At 72.8% G+C, this 12890-nt stretch carries 14 protein-coding genes; 5 read left to right on the forward strand and 9 right to left on the reverse strand.

Translation table 11 applies throughout. The annotated features are described in order from the left end of the window. Positions 1-17: 17 nt before the first annotated feature. The 3 genes from QCD66_RS30330 to glyA all read right to left on the reverse strand — a co-directional run bounded on the left by QCD66_RS30330 (position 18) and on the right by glyA (position 2088). On the reverse strand, positions 18-233 hold the full coding sequence (locus QCD66_RS30330; protein WP_212827054.1) for a hypothetical protein: 216 nt from the start codon (positions 231-233) through the stop codon (positions 18-20). Between the two features lie 182 nt (positions 234-415). Next, the gene (locus QCD66_RS30335; RefSeq protein ID WP_364208592.1) at positions 416-814 is read right to left on the reverse strand and encodes a hypothetical protein; all 399 of its coding nucleotides are present in this window, start codon (positions 812-814) and stop codon (positions 416-418) included. Further along, positions 814-2088 carry a serine hydroxymethyltransferase gene (gene glyA / locus QCD66_RS30340; RefSeq protein ID WP_357532910.1) on the reverse strand — a complete coding sequence of 425 codons (1275 nt, stop codon included), beginning with the start codon at positions 2086-2088 and terminating at the stop codon, positions 814-816. The genes QCD66_RS30335 and glyA overlap by 1 nt, the downstream gene beginning before the upstream one ends. Before the next feature lie 73 nt (positions 2089-2161). Here glyA and QCD66_RS30345 point away from each other — a divergent pair, with 73 nt between their 5' ends. Beyond that, the gene (locus QCD66_RS30345) at positions 2162-3628 is read left to right on the forward strand and encodes an SDR family oxidoreductase (RefSeq protein WP_375735487.1); all 1467 of its coding nucleotides are present in this window, start codon (positions 2162-2164) and stop codon (positions 3626-3628) included. Positions 3629-3650: 22 nt separating this feature from the next. On the opposite strand, the gene QCD66_RS30350 is transcribed toward QCD66_RS30345, so the two are convergent. The 3 genes from QCD66_RS30350 to prmC all read right to left on the reverse strand — a co-directional run bounded on the left by QCD66_RS30350 (position 3651) and on the right by prmC (position 5892). After that, positions 3651-4274 (reverse strand): phosphotyrosine protein phosphatase, encoded by a 624-nt coding sequence (locus QCD66_RS30350; RefSeq protein WP_364208598.1) that lies wholly within the window; start codon positions 4272-4274, stop codon positions 3651-3653. 1 nt (position 4275) lies between these two features. Further along, a complete protein-coding gene (locus QCD66_RS30355) occupies positions 4276-4920 on the reverse strand; it encodes an L-threonylcarbamoyladenylate synthase (RefSeq protein WP_357533431.1) in 645 nt (214 codons plus the stop codon). Positions 4921-4992: 72 nt separating this feature from the next. Then, positions 4993-5892 carry a peptide chain release factor N(5)-glutamine methyltransferase gene (gene prmC, locus QCD66_RS30360; protein ID WP_375735482.1) on the reverse strand — a complete coding sequence of 300 codons (900 nt, stop codon included), beginning with the start codon at positions 5890-5892 and terminating at the stop codon, positions 4993-4995. Between the two features lie 126 nt (positions 5893-6018). Here prmC and QCD66_RS30365 point away from each other — a divergent pair, with 126 nt between their 5' ends. Further along, positions 6019-7575 carry a diguanylate cyclase domain-containing protein gene (locus QCD66_RS30365; RefSeq protein ID WP_375735481.1) on the forward strand — a complete coding sequence of 519 codons (1557 nt, stop codon included), beginning with the start codon at positions 6019-6021 and terminating at the stop codon, positions 7573-7575. A gap of 42 nt (positions 7576-7617) precedes the next feature. Here the strand turns inward: QCD66_RS30365 and QCD66_RS30370 are convergent, their stop codons facing one another. The 3 genes from QCD66_RS30370 to rpmE all read right to left on the reverse strand — a co-directional run bounded on the left by QCD66_RS30370 (position 7618) and on the right by rpmE (position 9432). Continuing rightward, complete coding sequence (locus tag QCD66_RS30370) at positions 7618-7881, reverse strand: hypothetical protein (protein ID WP_357532918.1); 264 nt, start codon at positions 7879-7881, stop codon at positions 7618-7620. Positions 7882-8015: 134 nt separating this feature from the next. Then, on the reverse strand, positions 8016-9104 hold the full coding sequence (gene prfA, locus QCD66_RS30375; RefSeq protein ID WP_357532920.1) for a peptide chain release factor 1: 1089 nt from the start codon (positions 9102-9104) through the stop codon (positions 8016-8018). 103 nt (positions 9105-9207) lie between these two features. Beyond that, complete coding sequence (rpmE, locus tag QCD66_RS30380; protein ID WP_364208611.1) at positions 9208-9432, reverse strand: 50S ribosomal protein L31; 225 nt, start codon at positions 9430-9432, stop codon at positions 9208-9210. Between the two features lie 271 nt (positions 9433-9703). Between rpmE and QCD66_RS30385 the strand changes: the two genes are divergently transcribed. From QCD66_RS30385 to QCD66_RS30395, 3 genes are all read left to right on the forward strand, one after another. Beyond that, entirely contained in the window at positions 9704-10801 is a 1098-nt protein-coding gene (locus tag QCD66_RS30385) for an RNA ligase (protein ID WP_375735480.1), read from the forward strand. Continuing rightward, the gene (locus QCD66_RS30390; RefSeq protein WP_357532925.1) at positions 10798-11694 is read left to right on the forward strand and encodes an AAA family ATPase; all 897 of its coding nucleotides are present in this window, start codon (positions 10798-10800) and stop codon (positions 11692-11694) included. Before QCD66_RS30385 ends, QCD66_RS30390 begins: the two co-directional genes overlap by 4 nt. A gap of 389 nt (positions 11695-12083) precedes the next feature. After that, on the forward strand, positions 12084-12860 hold the full coding sequence (locus tag QCD66_RS30395) for an endonuclease domain-containing protein (protein ID WP_407566883.1): 777 nt from the start codon (positions 12084-12086) through the stop codon (positions 12858-12860). The last annotated feature ends 30 nt before the right edge of the window (positions 12861-12890 follow it).

A 12890-nucleotide genomic window follows, 5' to 3' on the forward strand; every position in this document is an offset into this window, starting at 1 on the left:
CCGTCGGTCGGGCGGTGTCAGACGCCCAGCCTCTTCATGGTCAGATAGACCCCGGCGGCCGTGCCCCCGATCAACCCGATCAGCAGCCCGACGTTTGGCAGGTCCAGCCAACGGTCGACGAGCCATCCGATGCCGCCCCAGATGCCCATGCCGCTGAGGAGGTAACCGACGGCTGCCCAACCCGCATCGGCGCCGGAAGGACCGGTGCCGTTGGTGGGTTGGTCGTCAGCCATGACGCGGCGAACGCTATCAGCCGGAAACATGAGGCTGTGAGTCACCCCCCGCACAACCGAGTTGTGTGGGCGCAGAGGGGCGTGTCGCGGCTTCCGGACACGCTACTCCCGTCACGCCAGTACGGAAGACCGGCCACCCTGACTCGTCCCCGATTGACGGAAACGCGACAGTTGGCCGGTGGTTACTTCGAGGGAATCTCGACGTACGGGATCTTGGCCTTGAAGGTCCACCAGACCTGTGCCGTGACCCACGCGACGGTGGCGCAGATCATGGCCACGGCCATCATCCGCAGGCCGTCCCAGCCCGTCGCCGCCACCGCGAACATGACCATGCCGAAGATGCTGAACTTCAGCACGTAGGTGGCCAGTCCGACGGTCAGCACGAGTTTGGGCAGCACGGAGTCGGCCCAGGCCACCGCCAGGCTCGACAGCAGGTAGCTGAACGTGACCACGGCCACCCCGGCCGCCGCGCCGGCCGCGCCCGCGGCACCGTCGACCAGCCAGCCGACCGGCACCGCGACGACCAGGAGCACGGCCGAGACGATCAGCGGCACCCGCAGGTGCCGGAGCCGGGGCGCCATCACCGCGGGTACGCCGGGAAGAGGCGGGCCAGCTCCGCGACCTCGGCGGCGACCTCGGCAAGGGTCTCCACCCCGCCCGGCAGCCCCGGATCGGTACGTATCGCGCGGGCGATGAGAGTGGCGATCTGGCGCATCTCGGCCTCCCGCATGCCCTGGGTGGTGACGCTCGGCGTGCCGACCCGGATGCCGGAGGCGACCATCGGCGGCTGCGGGTCGTACGGGATCGCGTTCTTGTTCAGGGTGATCGTCGCGAGGTCACAGCGCGCCTCGGCGTCGCGCCCGGTCACCCCGACATCGCGCAGGTCGACCAGGGCGAGGTGGGTGTCGGTGCCACCGGACACCGGGCGCATCCCCTCGGCGGCGAGCCCCGCCGCGAGGGCCCGGGCGTTCTCGACCACCTGGCTCGCGTACGACTGGAACTCCGGCAGCGCCGCCTCGCGCAGCGCGACCGCCTTCGCCGCCACGGCGTGCATCAGCGGCCCGCCCTGGGTGAACGGGAAGACCGCCTTGTCGATCCGGGCGGCCAGTTCGGCCCGGCACAGGATCATGCCGCCCCGGGGGCCGCGCAGCACCTTGTGGGTGGTGGCGCAGACCACGTCGGCGTACGGCACCGGCGACGGTACGGCCCGGCCGGCGACCAGGCCGATGAAGTGTGCCGCGTCGACCATCAGGTAGGCGCCGACCTCGTCGGCGATCTCCCGGAAGACGGCGAAGTCGATCAGTCGCGGGTAGGCGGTGGCACCACAGATGATCATCTTGGGCCGGTGTTCGAGGGCGAGTTCGCGTACCTCGTCGTAGTCGATCAGCTCGGTGTCCTCCCGGACCCGGTAGCCGACCGTACGGAACCACCGCCCGGAGAAGTTGACCCGGCTGCCGTGCGTCAGGTGGCCGCCGTGCGGCAGTTCCATCGCCAGCACCGGGTCGCCCGGTTCGAGCAGCGCCGCGTACGCCGCCAGGTTGGCGCTCGCCCCGGAGTGCGGCTGCAGGTTGGCGTGCTCGGCGCCGAACAGCTCCCGCGCCCGGGCGACGCCGATCTCCTCGGCCCGGTCGACCTGCGCGCAGCCGCCGTAGTAGCGCCGGCCCGGGTAGCCCTCGGCGTACTTGTTGGTCAGCGTCGAGCCGAGGGCGGCGAGCACCGCCGGCGAGGTCAGGTTTTCGCTCGCGATGAGTTGCAGGCCCTGGCGCAGCCGGTCGAGTTCGCCCACGACAACCGACGCGATCTCCGGATCGGTCGCCTCCAACTGGGCGAAATCGGGCCCCCAGAATGTCTCCACCCGCAGCAGTCTAGGCGGGCGGGCCCGCGCGCCCGGCGGGCGGTGCGGCCGGGCCGGACGCATGATGGAGATCATGCGATGCCTGGTCACCGGCGCCACCGGCTACATCGGCGGCCGGCTCGTGCCCCGGCTGCTCGCCGAGGGTCACCGGGTGCGCTGCCTGACCCGGCGGGCGGCACGGCTGCGCGACGTGCCCTGGGCCGCCGACGTCGAGATCGCCGAGGGCGACCTGGCCGACCCGGAATCGCTCACCGCCGCCCTCGCCGGGGTCGACGTCGCCTACTACCTCGTGCACTCCCTCGGCCGGCGCGGCTTCGCGGCCATCGACCGGCGGGCGGCCGAGAACTTCGCGGCCGCGGCGAAGGCCGCCGGCGTACGACGGATCGTCTACCTCGGCGGCCCGCGCCCCGCCCCCGGCGACCCCACCTCGGCCCACCTGCGTTCGCGTGAGGAGGTCGGCCGGATCCTGCTCGACAGCGGCACGCCGACCGCCGTACTGCGCGCCGCGGTCGTCATCGGGTCGGGGTCGGCGTCGTTCGAGATGCTGCGCCACCTCACCGAACGCCTGCCGGTCATGGTCACCCCGCGCTGGGTGCACAACCGGATCCAGCCCATCGCCGTCCGCGACGTGCTCCGCCACCTGGTCGGTGCCGCCACCCTGCCCGCCGACGTGAACCGGGGCTTCGACGTCGCCGGGCCGGACGTGCTGACGTACCTGGACATGATGCGCCGGTACGCCGCCGTCGCCGGGCTGCGCCGCCGGATCGTCCTGCCGGCACGGGCCCTGAGCCCCGGCCTGTCGTCGTACTGGGTCGGCCTGGTCACCCCGGTCCCCGGCTCGATCGCCCGGCCACTGGTCGACAGCCTGGTCCACGAGGCGGTCGCCCACGAGCACGACATCGCCCGGTACGTGCCGGACCCGCCGGGCGGCCCGATCGGCTTCGACGAGGCGGTCCGGCTGGCCCTGGCGAAGATCCGTGACGCCGAGGTGGAGACCCGCTGGTCCACCGCCACCTGGCCGACCGCGCCCGCCGAGCCGCTGCCGACCGACCCGGGCTGGTCCGGCGGCTCGCTCTACACCGACGTACGCGAACGCGAGGTGGCCGCCGCACCCGCCACGCTGTGGCGGGTCATCGAGGGGGTCGGTGGTGAGCACGGCTGGTACTCGTTCCCGCTCGCCTGGTCGGTTCGCGGCTGGCTGGACCGGCTGGTGGGCGGGGTGGGCCTGCGGCGCGGCCGGCGGCACCCGGACCGGTTGTACGTCGGCGAGGCGCTCGACTTCTGGCGGGTCGAGGAGATCGTGCCGGGCGAACTGCTGCGGCTGCGGGCCGAGATGCGGCTGCCGGGGCTGGCCTGGCTGGAGTTGCGGGCCGAGCCGGCCGGGACCGGCCGCAGCCGGTACCGCCAGCGGGCCGTCTTCGCTCCGCGCGGGCTGGCCGGGCACGCCTACTGGGCGGCGGTCAGCCCGTTCCACGCGATCGTCTTCGGCGGGATGGCCCGCAACATCGCGCGCGGCGCGGAGACGACGGTCTCCCGCTGAGACCGCTGCCGGCGGCCGGCGGTCAGGGCAGCAGGACCCCGGCCAGCGGGACCACGGTCTCCTCGATCTCGTCGGCGACCCGGCCGAACGACTGGTCGCCGCGCCCCCACGGGTCGTCGAGATCGTCGCCGGGCAGCGGCTGGGCGTCGCGCCGGGCCGCGTCGACCGCGGCGACCAGCGCCACCCCACGGGCGAGGACGCCGGCCGGCGTCGCCTCGGCCGGCGGCAGCGCGGCGGCGTCGACCTGGGCGAGCAGCCGGCCGAACTCGCCCAGCACGAACGTGCGGCCGCTCGCGTCGGGACGCAGCGCGGTGACGTATTCCTGCTGGTCGGCGGTCGCGGTGAGCACCAGGTCGGCGGCGTCGATGTGCTCCGAAAGCAGCTTGCGGGACTGGAAACCATCGACGTCGCCGCCCCGGGCCCGGACCTGGCGGGCGGCCGGCGGGTTCATCTCCTCGCCCGCGTGCCAGCCGCCGGTGCCGGCGCTGTGGCTGTGCACCAACTCGTCGGCGAAGCCGGTCGGCAACGGCGCGGCGACCGCCAGCCGGGCCAGCCGCTCCCGTACGGCCAGCGCCAGCAACCGCTCGGCCATCGGCGACCGGCAGATGTTGCCGAGGCAGACGTGCAGGACGGTGAACGGCGGCACCTCAGCCCTCCCGACCCACGAGGTCGGGCAGCACTTCGCGCAGCTTCGCCAGCGGCACCGCGCCCTCCCGCAGCAGCCGGGGCACCTCGCCGGTGACGTCGACGATCGTGCTCGGCACCGGGTCGGGGCACTGCCCCGCCTCCAGGTAGGCGCGCACCGCGTAGCCGAGCTGGTCCCGGGCCTGCTCGGCGGTCTCGGCGGGCGGCTGGCCGGACTTGTTCGCCGACGAGACCGCCATCGGCCCGGTCTCGCGCAGCACCTCCAGCGCCACCGGGTGCAGCGGCATCCGCACCGCGACCGTGCCGCCGGTCTCGCCGAGGTCCCACTGCAGGCTCGGCGAGTGCTCGACCACGATGGTCAGCGCACCCGGCCAGAACGCGTCGGCCAGGTCCCGGGCCGCCTGGGGCAGCAGGTAGACCAGGCCGTCGAGGGTGTGCCGGGAGCCGACCAGGACCGGGGGCGGCACGTCGCGCCCGCGCCCCTTCGCGTCCAGCAGGGCCTTCACCGCGTACGGCGTGAACGCGTCGGCCCCGACGCCGTAGACGGTGTCGGTGGGCAGTACGACCAGTTCGCCGTTCTTGACCGCCTCGATCGCCGCGGCGATGCCTCGGTCGCGGTCGGCGAGCGACCGGCAGTCATAGAGCATCACGGGGACAAAGTCTGCCACGCGCCCGCGCCCGTGGGACGTCGGCGGTGCCGGTCGGTTTCCGGGTCGGGCTCAGGCCACCCGTCGCGCGGTGCTGAACCGGGGCCGGCCGGCCAGATCGGGATGGCAGGTCACGTCGGCGTACCGGCCGTCGGCGGTGAACACGGCGGGCACCGCCACCGGGTGTGTGTCGTCGTGTTCGATCCCGACGACCCCGCCGGGCGCCAGCAGTTCGGCGGCCCGGCGGACCACCGGCCGGATCACCCCGAGGCCGTCCGTGCCGGCGAAGACCGCCTCCGCCGGGTCGTGGTCGGCCACCTCCGGCGGTACGTCGGTGCCGGCCGGCACGTACGGCGGGTTGCACAGCAGCACGTCGACCCGGCCGGTCAGTTCGGCCAGCAGGTCGGGGTCGGTGACGTCGGCGGCGACCACCCGCACCGGTGGGTCACCGGCGGCGACCCGGCTGGCGGCGTTGCGCCGCAACCACTCCAGCGCCCCCGCCGAGCGCTCGACGGCGTACACGGTCGCGGCCGGCACCTCGTGCGCGACCGACAGCGCGATCGCCCCGGAGCCGCTGCACAGGTCGACGACGAGCGGGGCGGCCAGCCCGCGGGCCCGCGCGATCCCCCACTCGGCGAGCAGTTCGGTCTCCGGCCGGGGCACGAAGACGCCTGGGCCGACCGCCAGCTCCAGATAGCGGAACGCCGCCGAGCCCAGCAGGTGCTGCAACGGCTCCCGGCCGGCCCGCCGCGCCACCAGCCGCCGGTAGCGGGCCAGCTCGTCCGGGGTGAACCCGGCCACGAGCGGCAGCCGGCTCCGGTCGACCCCGAGCACGTACGTCGCCAGCCACTCCGCGTCGGCCCGTGGCGACCCGACACCCGCGGCCGACAGCGCGGCGGTGGCCGTGGCCAGCACCGGACCGGGTCGCGTCCGTTCGGTCCCTTCGGGGGGGTGTTCACGAGACGATGTCACGCCATAATCATGAATCGTCGGCCGCGCTGATCCGTCACGCGGTAACCCGTGGCCGTGTCCTGCGCGGGCTCGACGCCGCGTCCGCACGGCAGCGCGCTGCCACCACGTTCCGCAAGGGGGTCCGGCGTGGGTTGGCTCGACCAGGTCACCGACCAGGTTGAGGAACTGACGCGCGCGCGGGAGCTGATGGAGCGCGACCGGTCCGCCGAGGCGGTTGGTCAGCTCGACCTGGTGCTCGCCCGCACCACCGACCCGTACGCGCGGGCCGACGCCCTGGTGCAGCGGCTGTCGGCGCTGATCAATCTGGGCCGTACCGCCGAATACGCCCGGGCGGCCGAGGTGGCGCTGGCCGCGGCCGAGGACCTCGCCGAGCCCTACCTCAAGGGGCACCTGCACGCGCTGGCGGCGCTGGCCGCGCAGGACCTGGGTGCCCTGGACCGGTGCGTGACCCATCTGGTGCGCAGCGTCCGGGCGCTGGAGTCGGTCACCGACCCCGACCAGGAGACCGCGTGGGCCTGGCACGACCTCGCGATGGCCTACTCCTACCTGGGTTTCCACGGCTACGCCCTCGGCGCCATCGAGCAGGCCCGGGTCCTGGGCACCCGGGCCGGCATCGCCGAGGAGATGTTCGCCGCGCCCGGCATCCGGCTGCGCAACGCGGTGGCGCTGGACCACAACGGCGACAGCGACGGCTGTCTCCGGGTGCTGCGCGACATCGGGGCCGACCTCGACCGGATCCTGGCCGGCGGCGACCCGTCCCGGCTGCGGCCGAGCAGCCTGGCCGCATACGGCTACGCGCTGGCCCGCCGGGGTGCCCTCGGCGAGCAGGTGGGCCTGCGGGCCCGCGGCCACGACGCGGCCGCCCTGCTGGCCCGGGGCGGCTACGGTGCGCGCAGCCACGACCTGCGCCGGCTCGGCGACGTCTGCCTGGCGATCACCGCCGGCCGGCTGATCGAGGCGGCGGCGCGGCTCGACACGGCGGCGGTCGCGACCGAGACCCTGGGGGCGGCCGAGCCGGCCCGGCTGCGCAGCCTCATGTACGCGCACAGCGGTGACCACGCGGCGGCGCACCGGGCCGACCGGCACGCGTTCCGGCTGGCCGTCCAGCGCACCGACCGGCTGCGGGACATGTACGTCGACGGCATCGCGACCCGCATCGACCACGAGGAGTTGCGCCGCACCGCCGAGCAGTACGCGGGCGAGGCGATGACCGACCCGCTGACCGGTCTGGCCAACCGCCGCCAGCTCGACAAGTACGTCGAGACGATGATCTCACTGGGTCGTCCGGCGGTGATCGGCATCTGTGATCTCGACGGGTTCAAGGCGGTCAACACCGCGCACGGCCACCACGCGGGTGACCTGGTGCTGCAACGGGTGGCCGGGGTGATCAACCGGGTGATGCGGCGGGGCGACTTCGTGGCCCGCTACGGCGGTGACGAGTTCGTGGTCGTGCTGACCGGGGCGGGCCTGGCCGAGGCGGGCGAGGTCGCCCGGCGGATCGGCCAGGCGGTGGCCGCCGAGGACTGGGAGTCGCTGGTGCCGGGCACGCCGGTCGAGGTGAGCATCGGCTTCGCCGAGGTGACCGGTTCGGGCGCCGCCCTGCGGGAGGCGCTGGCCAGCGCCTTCGACGTCGCCGACCGGGAGATGATGCGGGCCCGGTCCCGGGCCCGCGCCGCGACCTGACCGGCGGGACCGCCGCTACGACGTGTATCGCCGGCGGGACCGCTACGACATGTACAGGTACCAGTACGACTGCTGGTCGTACGGGTGCCACTGGTAGACGCAGTTGTACGAGCCCCACGCCCCGCCCTGTACGAGACTCTCGCCGAAGTAGCGGCACGCGTCGAGCGTGTAGTAGTAGCCGAACAGGTAGGTGGCGGTCACCGCCGAACGTTGGGCCGGCGCCGCCGCGTGGGCCGGGGCGGCGGCGCCGATCAGCAGCGCTCCACCGACGCAGGCGAGCGCGACGAACCTTCGGACTCCACGCATGACGTCTCCTCGGGCCGGACTCCGGTTCCACCGACAAAATAGTCAAGCATCGATCGATGGGACCTGTTGCCGCGCAAGGTTCTCGTCATCCGCGCAACCCGTCGAACCCGCCGACGGCGGGGTGGCGGTACGGACTACCGGCGGCCGAGGTCGGTGTCGCCGGCCAGCCGGGCGGCCCGGTCGGCCTCGGCCAGCGCGTCCAGCACCCCGTCCAGGTCGCCGCCGAGCACCAGGTCCAGGTTGTACGCCGTGTAGCCGATCCGGTGATCGGTGATCCGGTTCTGCGGGAAGTTGTAGGTGCGGATCCGCTCCGAGCGGTCCACCGTACGGACCTGGGCCTTGCGGGCGTCGGACGCCGCCGCGTCGGCCTGCTCCTGGGCGACGGCGAGCAGCCGGGCCCGCAGGATCCGCATCGCCTGCTCGCGGTTCTGCAGCTGGCTCTTCTCGTTCTGGCAGGAGACCACGATGCCGGTCGGCACGTGGGTGATCCGGACCGCCGAGTCGGTGGTGTTGACCGACTGGCCACCCGGGCCGGACGAGCGAAAGACGTCGATGCGCAGGTCGTTCGGGTCGATCGAGACGTCGACGTCCTCGGCCTCGGGCAGCACCAGGACACCGGCGGCGCTGGTGTGGATGCGGCCCTGCGACTCGGTCACCGGCACCCGCTGCACCCGGTGCACGCCGCCCTCCCACTTCAGCCGCGACCAGACGCCGTTGCCGCCGTCGGGCACCCCCTTGGTCTTGACCGCGAGCGAGACGTCCTTGACCCCGCCGAGGTCGGAGTCCTGCGCGTCGATTACCTCGGTGACCCAGCCGTGCCGCTCGGCGTACCGGGTGAACATCCGCAGCAGGTCGCCCGCGAACAGCGCCGACTCCTCGCCGCCCTCGCCCGCCTTGATCTCCAGGATCACGTCCTTGGCGTCGTGCGGATCACGCGGGATCAGCAGCTCGGCCAGCCGCTCCTCGAGCCCGGGCAGGGTGGCGGAGATCGCGTCCACCTCGGTGGCGAACGACGGGTCCTCGGCGGCGAGTTCGCGGGCCGCCGACAGGTCGGCGCGGGCCTGCTCCAGCTCGCCGGCCGCCTTGTGCAGCGGGGCGAGTTCGGCGAACCGGCGGCCGACCCGCCGCGCCGTGTTCTGGTCGGCGTGGATCGCCGGGTCGGCCAGCCGCTTCTCCAGCTCCGCGTATTCGTCGAGAAGCCCGGCGAGACGCTCGTTGCTCATGCTCGTACCTCAATCAGACGACACGGAATGGGATCGGCCGACACGGACATGCGAACGGCGCCCGCCACCCGGACTGGCCGGGTGGCGGGCGCCGTTTTCGTCGCTACTTGGCCTTCTTGGCCTGGACCTTGGCGTACTTCTGCTGGAACTTGGCGACGCGGCCGGCGGTGTCGAGCACGCGCTGCTTGCCGGTGTAGAACGGGTGGCAGGCGCTGCAGGTCTCGACGTGGATCGAACCGCCCTTGGCGGTGCTGCGCGTCGTGAACTTCTCACCGCAGGAGCAGGTGACCTCGGTCACGCCGTACTCGGGGTGGATGTTGGGCTTCATGCTGCCTCGGTCCTTTCTTCGTGGGTCGCCGGGTCGCCGTCTGCGTCTTCCGCGGCGGGCGCGGTTGACTCGGGCGTGAACCGGAACCGTGGCCGGTTGACCAGTTTGCCATGCCGCTCCCGATGGCTCGATATCGGGACCGGCCTTCGTTCCGTGCTGCGGGGCTCCGCTTCGCTTCACTCCTCGCACGAAACCGGGATGCTCGGCACTGGCCACCCTCGATAACGTGAGCCCTCCTCGATCCATTCCCGTTATCCCGGAAGGCATTCCCGTGACCAGCACCCTCGGGCATCCGGCGATCCCGCTCGCCGACGTCGTGGACACCGCCGCCCTCGCCGCCGCGGTCGCCGAGGGATTCGTCCGGATCCAGCGACACCCCGAACTCGCCCTGTCGATCTACAACTACACGGAGGCGTGCCAGTACACCGGCAACTGGACACCGGTGACGCTCGCCTGCCGGGGGCTGATCGTGGACGACGCGACCGGCAACGTGCTGGCGCGGCCGTACCGGAAGTTCTTCAACCACGACCAGCCCGGGGCACCCGTCGTCGCACTCGACGCGGAGGTGACGGTCACCGACAAAGCGGACGGCTCGCTCGGCATCGTCTACCCCGACGGCACCGGCTGGGCGGTCGCCACCCGCGGCTCGTTCGCCTCCGACCAGGCCCGGCACGCCACCGCGCTGCTGCGGACCCGGTACGCCGGCTTCACCCCGCCGCCCGGACTCACCGTGCTCGTCGAGATCATCTACCCGGCCAACCGGATCGTGCTCGACTACGCCGGCCTCGACGACCTCGTGCTGCTCGGCGCGGTCGACATCGCCACCGGGCGCAGCCACGGCCCGCAGGCGGTCCCGGACTGGCCGGGCCCGGTCGTCGAGACGTTCGCCTACGCCACGCTCGGCGCCGCCCTCGCCGCCGCTCCCCGCCCCGACCGGGAGGGGCTGGTCGTGCACGTACCGGCGACCGACGAGCGGGTGAAGATCAAGTACGCCGACTACGTACGGCTGCACAAGCTCGTCACCGGCCTCAACGCCCGCGTCGTCTGGGAGGTCCTGGCCACCGGCGGCGACCTGGCGGCCGTCATCGCGCCACTGCCCGACGAGTTCCACGCCTGGGCGCGGGCGGTCGCCACCGCACTGACCGGTACGGTCGACGCCCGCGCCGCCGCCGTCGAGTCCGCGTACGGTGAGATCGTGGCCGGCCTGCCCGACGGCTGGGGCCGGCGCGAGTTCGCCGCGCACGCGGTGCGGCACCCCGACCGTGGTTCCCTTTTCCTCCGCCTCGACAGCAGGGACTACCGTCCGCTGCTGTGGCAGCAGGTCCGGCCCGCCGCGGACTGGACCCCGCACAACCGGAGCGCCGAATGACCCGACTGATCGTCACCCGTGGGCTGCCCGCCTCCGGCAAGACCACCTTCGCCCGCAAGCTCCAGCCGTCCGTGGTCCGGGTCAACCGCGACGACCTGCGCCGGATGCTGCACGGCACCCGGCTGTTCACCCAGTGGGCCGAGGCCCAGGTGACCACCGCCCAGCGGGCCCAGGTCGAGGCACTGCTGCGGGCCCGCGCCGACGTCTGCGTCGACGACACCAACCTGCGGTCGAAGACCGTACGGGAGTGGGCCGAACTCGCCGCCCGCTTCGGCGCCACCTTCGAGGTGCACGACTTCACCGACGTGCCACTCGACGAGTGCCTGCGGCGCGACGCCGAACGGCCCGAGGAGGACCGGGTCGGCGAGGACGCCATCCGGCGGATGCACGAGCGCTACCTCGCCGGCCGCAACCTGCCGCTGCCCGTCCCGTACGTCGAGACCGGTGGCCCGGCGGTGGTCTACACCCCGCCGACCGGGGCACCGGAGGTGGTCCTCGTCGACATCGACGGCACCGTGGCGCTGATGGCCGGCCGCAGCCCGTACGACATGACCCGGGTCGGTGAGGACCTGCCGAACCGGGCGGTCATCTCGGCCGTACGCGCCATGCACGCCGCCGGGTACGGCGTCGTCTACTGCTCCGGGCGCGACGAGTCGGCCCGGCCCGACACGGAGGCGTGGCTCGACCTGCACGTGGAGGTGCCGTACCTGGGGCTGTACATGCGCCCTGTCGGCGACTCCCGCAAGGACTCGGTGGTCAAGAAGGAGATCTTCGAACGGGAGATCAAGGACCGGTACGCCGTCGTCGGCGTCTTCGACGACCGGATGCAGGTCGTCCGGATGTGGCGCGAACTGGGCCTGACCGTCTTCCAGGTGGCCGAGGGCGACTTCTGACCCGCCCCACCCGATCGCCATGATCGTCTGCAGTTGAGGTTCTCGACACGCCGAGTCGGCAACGCCTGAACTGCAGATGATCACCCATAGCACCTCCAGCGCAAGATCGTCACGTCGTCCACAGGTCTCCTCGTCGTCCACAGACTTCCATGGCCGGGCGGCGGCCGGGACGCGATGGTGGCACCTTCGACGGCATGAATCCGACGCTTAGGTCTCTTGTGGACGCCAGTGGCGGGGTGGTGACCCGTGGCCAGGCCTGCGAGGTGGTACCACGGTGGGTGCTGGCCGCGGCCCGACGTAACGGTCAGTTGTGCCGGGTGCTACCCGAGGTCTACGTTGACCGCCGCCGCATGCGGCCCGGCGGCGAGGAAGCGCCCACGTGCCCCCCATTGGCCGCCCTCGACCGAACCCTGCGACACCGTGCCGCACTGGCCTACCTCGCCGGGAACGGCGGCCTCAGTCACACGACCGCCCTCGACGTCTGGGGTCTACGTCCGCAGCCGCCCGGCGAGCCGATCCACGCCAGCGTTCCGGTCGGCTCCGGTCTGCGCACCCAGCCCGGCCTGGTGATCCACCACCGGCGTGCATCCGTAGTCCTGACCTGGCGCGGGACATGCGTCACCAGGGTCGAGAACTCGCTGGTCGACGCCTGGCCCGTGCTGCCGGTGGCCGAGCGGCCGGGGCCGGTCATCAAAGCCGTCAACGGCCGGCGGACCACCCCGCAGCGCGTCTGCACCGCTCTGTCCACCGCGCCGAGACTCGGCGGCCGGGCCGAGTTGCGCGTCCTTCTGGACCGGCTCGCCGACGGCTGCCTGAGTGCGCTGGAGATCTGGGGACACGACCACGTCTTCACCGGCCCAGGAATGCCGTCGTTCGCGCGGCAGGTCCGCATCGTGGTCGGCCAGCGCACCACCTATCTCGACGTCTACGCGGAACGGGAGCGGGTCGACATCGAACTCGATGGTGCCGCTTCGCACGGCGACGCCCGGCAGCGCGAGACAGATCTCCGCCGCGACGCCCTCCTGGCCACCGTGGGGATACTCGTCGTGCGGTTCTCACACGCTCGACTGACAGGGCAGCCCGATGAGGTCCGAAAGGAGGTCCTGACGATTCTGGCCGACCGTCGCAGCGTAAGTAGCGGCGTAAGTAGACGTGTCAGCGGGTGATCGTCTGCGGCTCAGGCGTTGGCCGAACGG

The sequence above is a fragment of the Polymorphospora sp. A560 genome, assembly GCF_045781765.1.
GTDB classification, from domain to species: domain Bacteria; phylum Actinomycetota; class Actinomycetes; order Mycobacteriales; family Micromonosporaceae; genus Polymorphospora; species Polymorphospora lycopeni.

What these genes read in the sequence shown, in the direction of transcription:
- QCD66_RS30355 (WP_357533431.1), bottom strand. Translation starts at nt 4,920, where the DNA reads ATGCTCTATGACTGCCGGTCGCTCGCCGACCGCGACCGAGGCATCGCC.
- QCD66_RS30330 (WP_212827054.1), bottom strand. Translation starts at nt 233, where the DNA reads ATGGCTGACGACCAACCCACCAACGGCACCGGTCCTTCCGGCGCCGAT.
- QCD66_RS30345 (WP_375735487.1), top strand. Translation starts at nt 2,162, where the DNA reads ATGCGATGCCTGGTCACCGGCGCCACCGGCTACATCGGCGGCCGGCTC.
- QCD66_RS30335 (WP_364208592.1), bottom strand. Translation starts at nt 814, where the DNA reads ATGGCGCCCCGGCTCCGGCACCTGCGGGTGCCGCTGATCGTCTCGGCC.
- rpmE (WP_364208611.1), bottom strand. Translation starts at nt 9,432, where the DNA reads ATGAAGCCCAACATCCACCCCGAGTACGGCGTGACCGAGGTCACCTGC.
- prfA (WP_357532920.1), bottom strand. Translation starts at nt 9,104, where the DNA reads ATGAGCAACGAGCGTCTCGCCGGGCTTCTCGACGAATACGCGGAGCTG.
- QCD66_RS30390 (WP_357532925.1), top strand. Translation starts at nt 10,798, where the DNA reads ATGACCCGACTGATCGTCACCCGTGGGCTGCCCGCCTCCGGCAAGACC.
- QCD66_RS30370 (WP_357532918.1), bottom strand. Translation starts at nt 7,881, where the DNA reads ATGCGTGGAGTCCGAAGGTTCGTCGCGCTCGCCTGCGTCGGTGGAGCG.